This is a genomic window from Undibacterium sp. 14-3-2 (genome assembly GCF_016595265.1).
Lineage (GTDB): Bacteria > Pseudomonadota > Gammaproteobacteria > Burkholderiales > Burkholderiaceae_D > Undibacterium > Undibacterium aquatile.
Genome location: NZ_JAENGS010000006.1, coordinates 210448 through 225363, shown reverse-complemented (window position 1 = coordinate 225363; position 14916 = coordinate 210448). Strand labels below are relative to the sequence as shown.

Here is a 14916-nt window from a genome sequence, read left to right as displayed (position 1 = left end):
CAAACTCATTTTGACTAGACAGATTTTATGCGACGAATCTCATCCTCCAAAAGAAATGCTCTTGCCATTGATATGGCAGTCGCTATATCAGAACCTGCCATTCTGAGTCGTATTCCTTTCGATCAAATCCGTATAGAACATTTGCTATCGCGTGCGGACGATGTACATCACGTACTGGCGCTGACCCCGGAACAAAGTGCATTCTGGCGCGAAACCGCAAGCACCTTGCGCGGTATGCTGCGGCAACGTGCAGCGCGGCGTGAGCAATGGCAATCAGCACAACGGGAATCGTTACAGAAAAACGCATTTGCCTTACCTGAATTGTTTTCCCAGCTTGAACGGGAAGAGCAGTCCGGCGCGACAGAAAATATCCGCATGCGTGATTTGTGCCTGGTGTTTTATGAAACACTGAGCCAACATCAACGTCAGTTGTTGCATGGCTTTTTATCGACGCAGGTAATGAGTCGTCACCAGCCATCTGACCGACTGAGTAAAGAATCACAGGGGATGACATTGCTGAGTTGGCCTAAGGTCTCACGTCAGCATGAGCAACACCCAGTAACCGCGTTCCTCAGTTTAATGGCCTGATTGCTTGAGAAAGTATTGCTATGGGGACGAAATCCTTATATAATGCATAGCTCACTTGGGGCAATATTCAGGTGAAATTCAGTGGTGGTCGTAGCTCAGTTGGTAGAGTCCAGGATTGTGATTCCTGTTGTCGTGGGTTCGAGCCCCATCGTCCACCCCACAGAATTTAATGAAATCAACGGCTTACAGAGTTTTCTTTGTAAGCCGTTTTTCTATTTTCCAACGAAAAAACAAATTTTCCAACGGCTACTCAGTTGCGATGGCTTTTTTCTCTTTTCTTCGGTCGTAGTTTTTATGCGTCGTGCTTGGGTTTGCATGCACTGACCGGATTTACATCCCTTTGTTGTGATAATTTCTGGAGATGTCTGCTTGTCAGATCAGATCCGGTGTCGCGTGTGACAAACCGGATCCTGACTGTTACGGATTAGACGAAACTAAGTGCGGCTGTCAGGTCACCCGGCGGCAATGCGTGGCGCTCCTTGAATGCAGAATTTCTTGCTTGTATACCCTCCAGCAAAGGTAAATCATGCAGGCGGGTGATGAATCGCAAAATCGATGTGGTGTCATAGAAGCTGTGATCGACATGTCCTTTTTTTGCAAATGGTGACACGATGATGGCCGGAATACGTGAACCAGGTCCCCAGCGGTCGCCTTTCGGAGGTGCGACATGATCCCACCAGCCGCCGTTTTCATCAAAGGTGATGATAACCAGCATGTTGTTCCACTGCGGGCTGTTTTTCAGGTGGGCAATGACATTGGTGACGTGCTGATCTCCTGATTCCACATCGGAATAACCCGCATGTAAATTCAAATTGCCCTGTGGTTTGTAAAAGCTGACAGCAGGTAATTTCCCGGCAGCGACATCCGCTAAAAATTTATTTGAAAATGGACTGTCGCCGGTTCCTCCATCGCGCAGATGGTCGTTACGGGCTTTTGTTCCGGGGGCGAATTGTTTGAAATAATTAAAAGGCTGATGATGGTATTGGAAATTCGGTTTTTCTCCGCCACCTTTATAGTCGATCGCTGCCTGCCATGCGCCACCATACCATGCCCAACTGATGCCTTTGCGGGAGAGTAAATCGCCTATCGTGTCGAAATTCTGCGGTGGCAGTGTGCTTGGATCAGCGGGGTCAGCCATCTGACTGTCGCCGTCGGGGGCGGGTTTGATATAGCTGGGTTGATAGGCTGGTGCCATCGTGTTGACTGCGTAGCCATCCGGTGTAATTGCTCCGTTATTAATAAAGTGAGGTTTCCCGCTGATTGCGGATGTCGGTGATTCTGCACTTATCGCCAGCCTGCTGCCTGTTGGGCCATCTTCAGTCACAGCGATTTTTTTCTTTGCAGGCGTATCTTTTGCATTGAAATATTCTGGTGTGCGTGCTGAGATAAGGAACTGGTGGTTCAGATAGGAGCCGCCAAAAGCTGCCATAAAGAAGTTATCACAGAGTGTATATTGCTGCGCAATTTGCCACAGCCCCAGATTTTTACTCGCTTCGCCGTAGTAGCCCATAGGGAGTGCGCCGGAATCTGCCCATGCGACAAATGCGTCATTTTTTCCACCATTGATTTGCATTTGATTCTGATAAAACAGATGCCATAAATCCCGCGTGATGACAGATTCAGGAAGCGGTAAGCCTTCTGCATCTTTTAGTGCAAACGGGGCATTGCTGAGACCTGTGATTTTATCTTCTGCAATGGAATAATTTTTACCGCTGACATATTGTGCGCGAGGAACGATGCCGCCCCAGATCGGGGGTAAATGTGGCAAGACAGAACCATCCCTGTCTATTTGCCGGTACTGATCGGCTGTGACTTGAGAACGCGGCTGGCTGACGCCGGGGAAGTCGCCAAAAAGGTTGTTGAAGCTGCGGTTTTCCAGATAAATCACGACGACATTTTTAATGTGTGATTTTAACTTCGCATCCAATGATCCCTTTGTCACTGGCGCTGTTTTTTGATTGAGCGCTGCGCTGCTCATCGGAATAGTGGCAGTCATACCGGCAAGTGCTGCGCCTTGCAATAGACGGCGGCGAGATGGTATTTCGGGGGAATCGCTGTTGCTGATTTCGTGTTCGTGGGTTTCTTTTTGCATTTCAGTTCCTGTACAAGGAGTGTTGAAAGAATATGTTGTATCAGTCAATAAATTATGAATGGCATGTCTGATATTGGCCGACGTGTATTGTATTTCCGGTGGCTATAGTACAACTCTCAATTTATCCATAGCGTGCCATCCTGATCGGTTATTTAAAAATATCTGACCCACGCTTGCTGACTGTGCCGCTTGTAACGAGCAAAAGCGCGACAGGGAAAGTACAAAACAGGAATCAGTGCGACAGAGATGAGCCAGATCTGCCAGACGTATTCCACATCAAATCTCTTACCGAAATTTGCTCCTGCTATTGCGGAGAGTACGTTTTGCAAGAGCAGCAAGATATACAGATGCAGCAGATAATAAAACATCGGCGCTCCGCCAAAGACGCTGGCGATATTGGCATACTTGCCCGGATACTTTTCTAGCGCATGCAGACAGCACATAGTTATTCCCAGCGTCAGTAAAGCAAAATCCAGAGATGGAGGGTATTTGGTCAGATTGAGAAAAGACATCACGGTGAGCAGCGCATTGTCATACGATTCCCACTGGAGCGTTTCGCCATAGAGGTTGATGCTGCGCAGTAGCATAAACAAACACAGGCTGACGCATCCCATCTGCAATAAAAGGCGCTGTCGGCGTAGAGGTGTGAAGTTGGAGGCGTACAGGCGACCAGCGACGTAGCCGAGCAGAATAATTCCTATCCATGGCAGCAAGGGATAGCTGACCTTCAGTTTAATAGCGGCATCGTTAATCAGATAGCCTCGATGTAGCAGTAGGGTCCACAGTGCATGCATTATGCCGCCAGGCGGAACGCTCACTGTGTCTAGCGCATTATGTCCACCGACGATCAGTATGCCTGTCACGGCAAGCACCCACAGTGGCAATTGATGCAGCATACCCAGGACAATCATGCTTAGCCCGATTACCCAGATGACTTGCAGATAAATAACCGGTGGCGGAAATGTGCCTGACCACGCAAAATTGACGACTACCAGTTCCAGCGCGATCAGCAGCAAACCTCGCTTGATCAGAAAGCCGCTGGCATCGCGCGGACCGGAAGCAGGATTAGCATACAGAAAGGCAGACAGACCGGTCAGAAAGACAAACACGGGTGCACACAGATGTGCTGCCAGTCTTGTGAAAAATAAGTCTGGTGGCGTCTGGCTGACATCCATAGGATCGCTGACTTGCTGATGCAGAAAAAAAGTTTCCCGCACATGGTCAAACATCATCAGCACCATGACGATGCCACGCATGGCATCAATGCTGTTGATGCGTGTGCGTGATGGTGCCTGACTTGTCGTGTCGAACGCGTTTATCTTGGACATGGCAGCAGGTCAGAACTTATGATGCAGATTCAGGCGAATGCTGCGTTCCGTTCCCGGTGCAACCCACAATTGGCTGTACGAGCTGGCGTAATAGCGCTTATTGAATAGGTTATCGACATTCAACGACAAGCGCGTCGTTTTGTCGGGGTTGTAGGACGACATTAATTTCACGGTGGTATAGGCTGGCAGCGTGAAATCAGACGAAACTGCGACATCGCCGAGGCGCTCTCCGACATAATTAATACCTGCGCCAAGACTAGCTTTAGCAGTACCTAGATTAAACAGCTGGTTGATAACCAGATTGGCGCTATGTTTAGCGACATTCGGAAAACGGCTGCCGGTGATAATCGTGTTATCCCCCTTGGTAACGGTGGCGTCGGTATATGCATACGCGGCGGACAGACGCAGATTGGTGGCGATGTCGCCAGCCATATCCAGTTCCAGTCCTTTGCTGCCGACTTCGCCAGCGGCGATAGAGAAATCGGTGTTAGCCGGATTCGTAGTCAGTACATTGGTTTTTTTGATGTTGTATAGCGCGATAGTGGCGCTGGTTTTATTATCCGGGGTATCGAACTTGATACCCACTTCGTAAGAGCGACTTTCTTCTGCCGGGAATGGGGTGTTATTGATGCTGATGCCGCTATTCGGACGGAAACCTTTGGCTATATTGGCGTACAGCGATACGCCAGCAATAGGTTGATACACCAGACCTGCACGCGGGCTGTTGGCACTCAGCGACTGGCTGGTAGCAATTGCGGCGCGATAATTGCTCAGTGTTTGATCGTAATGATCGCTGCGTATGCCTAATAGCGCCTTCCACTGAGATGAAAGGTCTAACTGGTCTTGCAGATAAAGTCCGCGCGCTCTTTGATTTTCCCGGGTATTGATGGATAAGGTCAGTGGGTCGGCAGCCTTGCCATACACCGGATTGTAAATGTCGATTGCATACGGATTCGACGCTGATGGATTGCGGCGTAACTGTACGCGGCTATCATCAAACTGATATGCATCAATACCTAGCAGCACATGATGTTTGATCGCTGCCGTCTCAAACTTGCCGACCAACTCAATACGGGCAGATTTGTCGGTCGCAGAAAAATCACGGTAGCGACGCTGACGGCGTAGTGTGCGCCCATCCGCCAGCAGGTTATTTGCTTCGGTGGAAAAACCGCGCAACTCACTGTCGCGATAGGACAAGCCACTTTGCAGAGACCATTGCTGGTTGAATTCATGCTGTACAAATACCTGGTGCCCCAGTGATTTTACGGTGACCGGGCCATCGCCTGGTTCACCCAGAAAGCGCGAGTTCGGTATCAGACCCAGTTCGCCATTGACGGCCAGTACACCACGATCAAACGGTGTCTTTTGTTCGCTGGCTTCCAGTTCATACGACAGCGTGGTTCGTTCGCCGATCAGCCAGATCAGCGAAGGTGAAATGAAACTGCGTTTGCTGCTGATGGTGTCGCGATAGCTGTCGCCTTGTTCTGCTGCTGCATTGATGCGATAGGCAATATTTTCACTGACCGGCCCTGTCAGATCGGCGGCCACACGATAAGTCTGATGACTGGCGAGCGTGAAGTCGACATCGTATTCAGGTTGAAAACGCGGTTTTTTTGTCATGATATTGACCGTGCCACCAGGTTCGCCACGACCATACAGTGCTGACGACGGGCCTTTTAAGACTTCGATGGATTGGGTATTAGCCGTATCGCGCAAGCCATTGTAGCCGCGGCTGGAGCTGAACCCGTTGACCATATAGTCAGAACCAAAGTTAGGATCGCCGGTAAAACCGCGCATAGCATAGCTGTCCCACAGCCCACCCAGATTGCTTTGGCGGGCAATGCCACTGGTCAGATCCAGCGCATTATTCAGGCTGGTGACGCCATTATCCTTGAGTAAATCTGCCGTCAGCACCCGCACGCTTTGTGGCAAGTCCACCAGCAAGGCATCGGTCTTGGTGGCACCGGTGGCTGAGATGCTGCGGTAGTTTTGTCGGTTCGCACGGATGACGACGTCACTCATCGTTTCCGGCGAACTGTCTTCGGCCGCTTTACTTATTACAGGGAAAATAGCTGCAGCGAGCAGACTCAGGTGCGCAGCAAACTTGTGAGACATGTAGTGATCCTTTTGGTGTTCTGAAAAAGTGGACTCGCTGACGGAGTTGACGAAGACCTCACCTGTAGTTGGTTTGGGGGCGTCGTACCGTGGCGAACTTGGGTTTTCTAAGGGGGTAAACACAAATTTAGTTCTGTTGCAAAAGTATTTGCAACAGAATTGCATTTCGCGGAAGAATAAATGAGTTTTTTTTAATTTGCAACATAGTTGCAAATAATTTTTAGATGTAACTTTTCTGAATAGTGCTCTGCTGACGGCCGGATAGCAGTCTCAGAACGAGGTACACAATCCGAGAACGTCGGAAAATCGACTGAGCATGCAAAAAAAGTCCTGTTGTTTCATTGTTGAAATTACCAATCCAGTTGCCGTTATCTTCAACTTTGACGAAACGACCTAGGCCGGTCTAGTTCTTTCAGCCAGTGACCCCATCCTTTTGCAGTCAGATTGACTACCGTCAGGGGAATTTCTAAATAACCCCACACTCCTTAAGCTTATATCACCTAAAAAAGCAAAAGGAGCTGTCATGGCGAATGAAGGCAAAGCCTATTCAGTACTGGCTTCCAGTACTTTGGCGTTTACTGTGTGTTTTACGATCTGGATGATGTTTGGTGTGATCGGTATTCCGATCAAAACTGCCTTGCATTTAAATGAGACCGAATTTGGCTTATTGACTGCCATGCCAGTTCTGACTGGCTCATTGATACGGGTGCCGTTGGGAATCTGGACTGATCGTTTCGGTGGTCGTATCGTGTTGTTCCTCTTGATGTTGTCAACGGTCATTCCGATTTACCTGATCAGTTACGCAACGGCTTACTGGCATTTTCTCGTGCTGGGTTTGTTTGTCGGTCTGGCTGGCGGTTCTTTTTCGGTCGGCACACCGTATGTTGCGCGCTGGTTCAAAAAAGATCGCCAGGGGCTGGCAATGGGGATATTCGGTGCCGGCAATTCGGGTGCTGCCGTCAATAAATTTATTGCTCCTGTTCTGATTGCCGCAGCTGGCTGGACTCTGGTTCCAAAAGTTTACGCGGGCATGATGTTGGCTGCAGCACTGATTTTCTGGGTTTTCTCCGCGACAAATCCCAGCCATAACGTGAAATCCAGTGTCAGCTTTATGGCGCAGCTCAAAATGTTGAAAGATCCCAAAGTCTGGCGTTATTGCCAGTATTACTCGGTGGTGTTTGGCGGCTACGTTGGTCTGAGTTTGTGGATGGTCAAATATTACGTCACCGAATATGGTTTTGACATCAAGAGTGCAGCCTTGCTGGCAGCCTGTTTTTCTTTGCCTGGCGGTGTGTTGCGCGCTTTCGGTGGCTGGCTTTCGGATAAATACGGCGCTTATAAAGTGACCTGGTGGGTGATGTGGGTTTGCTGGGTAGCGTTCTTTTTGTTGTCCTACCCACAGACTGATTTCACGATCAAAACAATCAATGGCATGCAGACATTTCATATTGGTCTGACTCCAGTGCTGTTCACGATGATTTTATTTGTAGTCGGCATCGCGATGGCGGTAGGTAAAGCATCGGTATTCAAGTTTATTTCGGATGATTACAGCAGCAACATCGGTGCGGTATCGGGTGTAGTTGGTCTGGCCGGTGGTCTGGGTGGATTTATTTTGCCAATCATGTTTGGCGCGATTGTTGATGTGACGGGTATCCGCAGCTCGTGTTTCATGCTGTTGTACGGCACCGTATGTGTTTCTCTGGTTTGGATGCACTTCCAGTTCCGCCGTGAAGGCATGCTGGCGGCACAGGCATCGTTACCTGCATAAATTCCGGTGTGAACACGCCTCAATGTAATGAATGTTTTTTGGAAAATCAGGAGCAGATAATGAGCCATGTTTTAAAACGCTGGGAACCGGAAAATCCGGAATTCTGGCAAAAAGAAGGTAGTGCAATTGCGAACCGGAACCTGTGGATTTCGATTCCGAGTCTGATGCTGGCGTTCTCGGTCTGGATGTTGTGGAGCGTGGTGGCGGCGAATCTGGATAAGGCAGGATTTAAATTCACGAAAGATCAGTTATTCTTTTTGACTGCGCTGCCAGCTTTATCCGGTGCGACTTTGCGGATATTCTATTCATTCCTGGTGCCGGTGTTTGGTGGCCGCAAATGGACTGCGATTTCGACCGCAAGTCTGTTGATTCCCGCGATCGGTATGGGTTTTGCGTTGCAAGATCCGACCACCAATTATTCAACGCTGCTGGTATTGGCTTTGTTGTGCGGATTGGGTGGTGGTAATTTCAGTTCCAGTATGGCGAATATCAGTTTCTTTTTCCCAAAATCACGCAAAGGTTATGCGACCGGCATGAATGCAGGTATCGGTAATCTGGGCGTGTCTGTGGTGCAGTTTCTGACACCGTTGGTGATTTCATCTGCGATGTTTGGAGTTGCGATTTCCGGTGATGGATTTTTATTCCACAATGCCAAAACCGGCGTCGATAAAATGTATTGGCTGGGAAATGCAGGATTCGTCTGGGTTCCCCTGATTATCGCTGCGACTATCGCTGCCTGGTTTGGGATGAATGATATCGCCTCTGCGAAAGCGTCATTTGCTGATCAGGCTGTGATTTTCAAGCGCAAACATAACTGGCTGATGTGTTTTCTTTACATCGGTACGTTCGGTTCTTTTATCGGCTTCTCTGCAGGTTTTGCGATGCTGATCAAAGCGCAGTTCCCAGAAATTGATGTTGCCAAGTTCGCGTTCCTCGGGCCATTGGCTGGTGCGTTGGCGCGTCCAGTCGGCGGCATGATTTCAGATAAAATCGGTGGTGCCCGTTTGACGTTCTGGGTGTTTGCTGCAATGGCACTGACGATTGCCACGGGTATTCTGCCAGCCTTGCATTCACATCAGTTCATGATGTTTCTTGGCTCGTTTATTCTGATGTTTATTCTCACCGGACTCGGTAATGGCTCTACGTTCTGCATGATTCCTATCATTTTCCAGACCGAGAGAGAGCGTGCGGTTGCTGGCAAAGGAGATGCACTTCTGAAGCAGGCGCGTTTGGATGCGGCCAAAGAATCTGCCGCTGTGCTGGGTTTTTCCGGTGCGATAGGTGCGTATGGTGGCTTCTTTATTCCTCAGGGTTTTGGTACTTCCATCAAGATGACCGGTGCACCTGATATGGCTCTGTATGTCTTCATCGGATTCTATGTCACATGTATGGCGGTAACCTGGTGGTACTACTCGCGTAAGGGCGCAGAGATGCCATGTTGATGCAGTAGTCGTCTCTTGTAAGACATTGCCCTTAAATTAAGCCTCTGATAGCGATCAGAGGCTTTTTTATTGGTTGAATCTGATGTCTTTTTTGTGCTGTTGATACAAATCATTTTTCTTAAAAAGCGACTAGTTCTAAAGGAGTAGTCAGCCTAGTGCCAATGCTTGAGCTGACACACCGCACCGAAGAATGGGCGTGCTAACGCTGACTCTCTACACTCTCAGTATGCAAGTAAAGAAACTTGTGGGTACATCGCCCACCTGATATGGAGAGTTACGATGAGTCATTTTCTGGATAGATTGAAGTTCATGTCGCGGGTGAAGTCCACCTTCTCCGATGGTCATGGTGCTGTAGTTGAAGAGGATCGTAAGTGGGAAAACGCTTACCGCAGCCGCTGGCAGCACGACAAGATTGTGCGTTCCACTCATGGTGTGAACTGTACGGGTTCCTGTTCTTGGAAGGTGTATGTCAAGAATGGCTTGATTACCTGGGAAACCCAGCAGACAGACTATCCGCGCACCCGTCCTGATTTGCCGAACCACGAGCCACGCGGTTGCCCTCGCGGCGCTTCGTATAGCTGGTATGTCTATTCCGCCCAGCGTGTTAAATATCCGATGATCCGCGGTCGTCTGATGGAAATGTGGCAAGAAGCACGCAAGACCATGGGACCCGTGCAGGCATGGGAATCCATCAGCCAGGACCCGGTCAAAGCTAAGCGTTATAAATCGGTTCGCGGTCTTGGCGGCTTTGTACGCGCTGACTGGGATACCGCGCAGGAAATCATTGCAGCAGCGAATGCGTTCACTGTCAAAAAATTCGGCCCTGATCGCGTCGTCGGTTTTTCTCCGATTCCAGCGATGTCCATGGTTTCTTACGCCGCTGGTGCGCGCTATCTGTCTTTGATTGGTGGCGCATGCTTGTCTTTCTACGACTGGTACTGCGATTTGCCGCCGGCAAGTCCGCAAATCTGGGGCGAACAAACCGACGTGCCAGAATCTGCTGACTGGTACAACTCTACTTACCTGATGGTCTGGGGTTCTAACGTACCGCAAACAAGGACACCGGATGCCCACTTCTATACTGAAGTGCGTTACAAAGGTACGAAGACCGTTGCTGTGTCTTCCGACTTCGGTGAGATGGTGAAATTTGGTGACATCTGGATGGCACCTAAGCAGGGTACGGATGCAGCGCTGGCAATGGCGATGGGTCATGTGATCCTGAAAGAATTCCACCTTGGCGGTAAGTCTGATTATTTCCGCAGCTATGTCAAACAATATACCGACATGCCTATGCTGGTACGTCTGGTTGAGCGCAATGGCAGTTTCGTACCAGATCAGATGTTGCGTGCATCACAATTGCCAGGTGGTTTGAACGAAGAAAACAATGGCGATTGGAAAACACTTGCGATTGATGAGAAAACCGGCGATATCGTTTCACCAAACGGCTCTATCGGTTACCGCTGGGGTGAAGGTAAAGTCAATAATGGTGAAAAAGTCGGCCACTGGAATCTGGAACCAAAAGATGGTGGTTCCGGTCGTGAGATCGATCCGCAACTGAGTCTGGTTGCCAAGCATGACGAAGTCGTCAGCGTAGGCTTTAACTACTTCGGTGGTGCCGATGCGAATGACATGGTGCTGCGTAATGTGCCTGCACGCAAAGTAAGCTTAGCTGATGGTACAGAAATCTTAGTCGCCACCGTGTATGACTTGTCGATGGCAAACTACGGTGTAGATCAAGGGCTGGGTGGCGCTGTTGCTCATTCTTACGATGACGACGTGCCTTACACACCGGCATGGCAGGAAAAACATACCAGCGTTAAACGTGAACTGGTCATTCAGGTCGCACGTGAATTTGCACAAAACGCCCACGAAACACATGGTAAGAGCATGGTCATCGTCGGCGCGGCTTTGAATCACTGGTACCACAACGATATGATTTATCGCGGCATCATCAATATGCTGATGATGTGTGGTTGCGTCGGTCAATCCGGCGGTGGTTGGGCGCATTATGTCGGCCAAGAAAAACTCCGTCCACAATTCGGTTGGGCACCGCTGGCCTTCGCGTCTGACTGGACACGTCCTCCACGTCAGATGAACGGCACCAGCTTCTTCTATGCGCATACTAGCCAGTGGCGCCATGAGAAATTGCATATCGATGAAATTCTTGCACCAACGGCAGATAAGTCCAAAGTCAGCCACATGAGCATGATCGATTTGAATGCGAAATCTGAGCGTCTCGGTTGGTTGCCGTCTTGCCCGCAATTAGAAACCAATCCACTTGATGTGTGCGATGCAGCGGCAGCAGCGGGTGTAGAGCCGGCAGAATATTTGAAGCAAAGTTTGAAATCTGGCGCAGTCAATATGAGCTGCGATGATCCGGATAATCCTAAAAACTTCCCGCGCAATATGTTTGTCTGGCGCTCGAATATTCTCGGTAGTTCAGGCAAAGGCCATGAGTATTTCCTGAAGTATTTACTTGGTACACAGAATGCGCTGTTTGATGATCCTGATGAAGCGGTCAAGCCATCTGAGGTTAAGTATCGTGAAAAAGCCGCCGAAGGCAAGCTGGATTTGCTGACTGTGCTGGATTTCCGCATGAGCACGACCTGTTTGTACGGCGATATCGTGTTGCCGACAGCAACATGGTATGAAAAAGACGATCTGAATACCTCTGATATGCATCCTTTCATTCATCCGTTGAGTGAAGCCGTGCAACCTTTGTGGGAAAGCAAAACCGACTGGGAAATTTACAAAGGTATCGCGAAGAAATTCACTGAAATCGGTGGTGACTATCTGGGTACCCGCAAAGACATCGTCTTGCAACCTTTGATGCACGATACACCAGGCGAACTTGGTCAGGCCTTTGAGCCAAAAGACTGGAAAAAAGGCGAGTGTGACCTGATTCCTGGCAAGACTGCGCCTAGCTTTGTGGTCGTTGAACGTAACTACAAAGAGATCTACAAAAAGTTCACGTCGATTGGACCTTTGTTAGACAAACTTGGTAACGGCGGTAAAGGGATTAACTGGAACACCGAACACGAAGTCCACGAAATCGGTGGCATCACCAAAGTGGTGACCGAAGAGGGCGTATCGAAAGGTCGTCCGCGTCTGGATACAGCGATTGACGCCTGCGAAATGATTTTGACATTCGCACCGGAAACCAATGGCCATGTCTCAGTCAAAGCTTGGGAAGCTTTATCGAAAATCACTGGTCGCGATCATACGCATCTGGCGGTTGGCCGTGAGCATGACAAGATCCGCTTCCGCGATGTACAGGCACAGCCACGTAAGATTATTTCGGCACCGACCTGGTCTGGTCTGGAATCGGAAGAAGTCAGCTACAACGCCGGTTATACCAACGTGCATGAACTGATCCCATGGCGCACACTGACCGGTCGCCAGCAATTCTACCAGGATCACCGCTGGATGCTGGACTTCGGTGAGGGCCTCTGTGTGTACAAACCAGCGATCGATACCAAGACGGTTGCGCCGATGTTGAATAAACATCCGAACGGTGAGAAAGAGATTGTTCTGAACTGGATTACACCGCATCAGAAATGGGGCATCCACTCTACGTATTCAGACAATTTGCGCATGCTGACCTTGAGTCGCGGCGGCCCGCACGTCTGGGTCTCTGAGATCGAGGCAAAAGAAGCAGGTCTGGTGGATAACGACTGGGTTGAGGTATTCAACAGTAACGGTACGCTGACGGCGCGTGTGGTGGTCAGTCAGCGAGTGCCAAAAGGCATGTGTCTGATGTATCACGCTCAGGAAAAAATCGTGAACACACCGGGTGCTGAATTGTCCGGTATGCGCGGCGGTATTCATAACTCGGTGACACGTGCGGTCTTGAAACCTACCCACATGATTGGTGGCTATGCTCAGCTGGCATATGGCTTCAACTATTACGGCACAGTCGGTAGTAACCGCGATGAATTTGTGGTTCTGCGTAAGATGAGAAAAGTAGATTGGTTAGAGGGTAAATTGGAAGAGGAGTCTGCATCATGAAAATTCGCGCACAAGTTGGCATGGTGCTGAACCTGGATAAATGTATCGGCTGCCACACCTGTTCCGTGACCTGTAAAAATGTCTGGACAAGTCGCGACGGCGTTGAGTATGCCTGGTTTAATAACGTCGAAACCAAGCCTGGTATTGGCTATCCTAAAGAGTGGGAAAATCAGTCGAAATGGAAAGGCGGCTGGCATCGGAATGACGCGGGCAAATTAGAGCCTAAACAAGGCGGTAAACTGCGCATCTTGGCGAACATTTTTGCGAATCCCAATCTGCCGCAGATTGACGATTACTACGAGCCATTTACCTTTGACTATGAGCGCCTGCAAAACGCGCCATTGTCACAGACACCACCGACTGCACGTCCTGTCTCTGTCATTACTGGCAAAAAGATGGACAAGATTGTCTGGGGCCCAAACTGGGAAGACGACTTAGGCGGCGAATTCAGCTCACGTAGTCGTGATCAGTTATTCGAAGGCGTACAAAAAGAAATGTACAGCACCTTCGAATCGACTTTCATGATGTACCTGCCACGTCTGTGCGAACACTGCCTGAATCCTGCTTGCGTAGCATCTTGCCCATCTGGCTCTATCTACAAACGTGAAGATGACGGTATCGTCCTGGTCGATCAGGACAAGTGCCGCGGCTGGCGTATGTGTATCTCCGGTTGCCCTTACAAAAAGATTTATTACAACTGGAGTTCCGGTAAAGCAGAGAAGTGCACATTCTGCTACCCACGGATTGAAGCCGGTCAGCCAACTGTCTGTTCTGAAACTTGCGTAGGTCGTATCCGTTATCTCGGCGTCTTGTTGTATGACGCTGACAAGATAGAAGCAGCCGCTTCTGTACCGGATGAGAAAGATCTGTACGAGGCGCAACTCGGTTGCTTCCTGAATCCGCATGATCCTGAAGTGATTGCCGAAGCGCGTAAGCATGGCATTCCAGAAAGCTGGATTCAATCCGCACAGAAATCGCCGGTTTATAAGATGGCGATGGAATGGAAGATTGCGTTCCCGCTGCATCCAGAATACCGCACGCTGCCTATGGTCTGGTATGTACCACCTCTGTCACCGATTCAAAAGGCAGCAGAAGCAGGTCACATGGGTATGAACGGCATTATTCCTGATGTGAAATCGTTGCGTATTCCTGTGCGTTATCTGGCGAATTTGCTGACAGCCGGTAAAGAAGAACCGGTCTTGAGAGCCTTGGATCGTATGCTGGCGATGCGCGCTTTTAAACGTTCTGAAGTGGTGCACGGTCAGAAAGATACCGCAGTGTTGGCGCAGGTCGGTTTAACAGAAGCGCAGGTTGAAGATATGTATCAGACCATGGCGATTGCGAACTACGAAGATCGTTTCGTGATTCCTTCATCGCACAAGGAAATGGTGGAAGACAGCTTCAATGAAAAAGGCAGTTGCGGATTTACGTTCGGTAACGGCTGCTCGGGTGGTGTTTCCGATGGTGCTTTGTTCGGCAAGAAGCCGCAGGGTAGTGTGATTTTTGTCGAAATGCCGAAATCACGCAAAAAAATGTCCAGCGTTGAATAAAAGCCATCAGGTGCGCATGACGCAC

At 49.5% G+C, this 14916-nt stretch carries 8 protein-coding genes and 1 tRNA gene; 6 read left to right on the top strand and 3 right to left on the bottom strand.

What is annotated here, in order from left to right; translation table 11 throughout:
* Window positions 1–72 precede the first annotated feature (72 nt).
* Window positions 73–588 carry a hypothetical protein gene (locus Undi14_RS14625; protein WP_200181135.1) on the top strand — a complete coding sequence of 172 codons (516 nt, stop codon included), beginning with the start codon at window positions 73–75 and terminating at the stop codon, window positions 586–588.
* Between the two features lie 84 nt (window positions 589–672).
* Window positions 673–748, top strand: a tRNA-His gene (locus Undi14_RS14620).
* Between the two features lie 264 nt (window positions 749–1012).
* Here Undi14_RS14620 and Undi14_RS14615 read toward each other — a convergent pair.
* From Undi14_RS14615 to Undi14_RS14605, 3 genes are all read right to left on the bottom strand, one after another.
* Window positions 1013–2680: an acid phosphatase gene (locus Undi14_RS14615; RefSeq protein WP_200181134.1), complete on the bottom strand. Its 1668-nt coding sequence runs from the start codon at window positions 2678–2680 to the stop codon at window positions 1013–1015.
* Between the two features lie 152 nt (window positions 2681–2832).
* Window positions 2833–4008, bottom strand: a complete 1176-nt coding sequence (locus Undi14_RS14610) for a DUF1624 domain-containing protein (RefSeq protein WP_200181133.1) — start codon at window positions 4006–4008, stop codon at window positions 2833–2835.
* 9 nt (window positions 4009–4017) lie between these two features.
* Window positions 4018–6123: a TonB-dependent siderophore receptor gene (locus tag Undi14_RS14605; protein WP_200181132.1), complete on the bottom strand. Its 2106-nt coding sequence runs from the start codon at window positions 6121–6123 to the stop codon at window positions 4018–4020.
* A 523-nt stretch (window positions 6124–6646) separates the two neighbouring features.
* On the opposite strand from Undi14_RS14605, the gene Undi14_RS14600 reads away from it, so the two are divergent.
* The 4 genes from Undi14_RS14600 to narH all read left to right on the top strand — a co-directional run bounded on the left by Undi14_RS14600 (window position 6647) and on the right by narH (window position 14891).
* The gene (locus tag Undi14_RS14600) at window positions 6647–7891 is read left to right on the top strand and encodes a nitrate/nitrite transporter (protein ID WP_200181131.1); all 1245 of its coding nucleotides are present in this window, start codon (window positions 6647–6649) and stop codon (window positions 7889–7891) included.
* A gap of 59 nt (window positions 7892–7950) precedes the next feature.
* On the top strand, window positions 7951–9333 hold the full coding sequence (locus tag Undi14_RS14595; protein WP_186885717.1) for a NarK family nitrate/nitrite MFS transporter: 1383 nt from the start codon (window positions 7951–7953) through the stop codon (window positions 9331–9333).
* Between the two features lie 279 nt (window positions 9334–9612).
* Entirely contained in the window at window positions 9613–13341 is a 3729-nt protein-coding gene (locus Undi14_RS14590; protein ID WP_200181129.1) for a nitrate reductase subunit alpha, read from the top strand.
* Window positions 13338–14891 carry a nitrate reductase subunit beta gene (gene narH, locus Undi14_RS14585; RefSeq protein WP_186898208.1) on the top strand — a complete coding sequence of 518 codons (1554 nt, stop codon included), beginning with the start codon at window positions 13338–13340 and terminating at the stop codon, window positions 14889–14891. The genes Undi14_RS14590 and narH overlap by 4 nt, the downstream gene beginning before the upstream one ends.
* Window positions 14892–14916 lie beyond the last annotated feature (25 nt).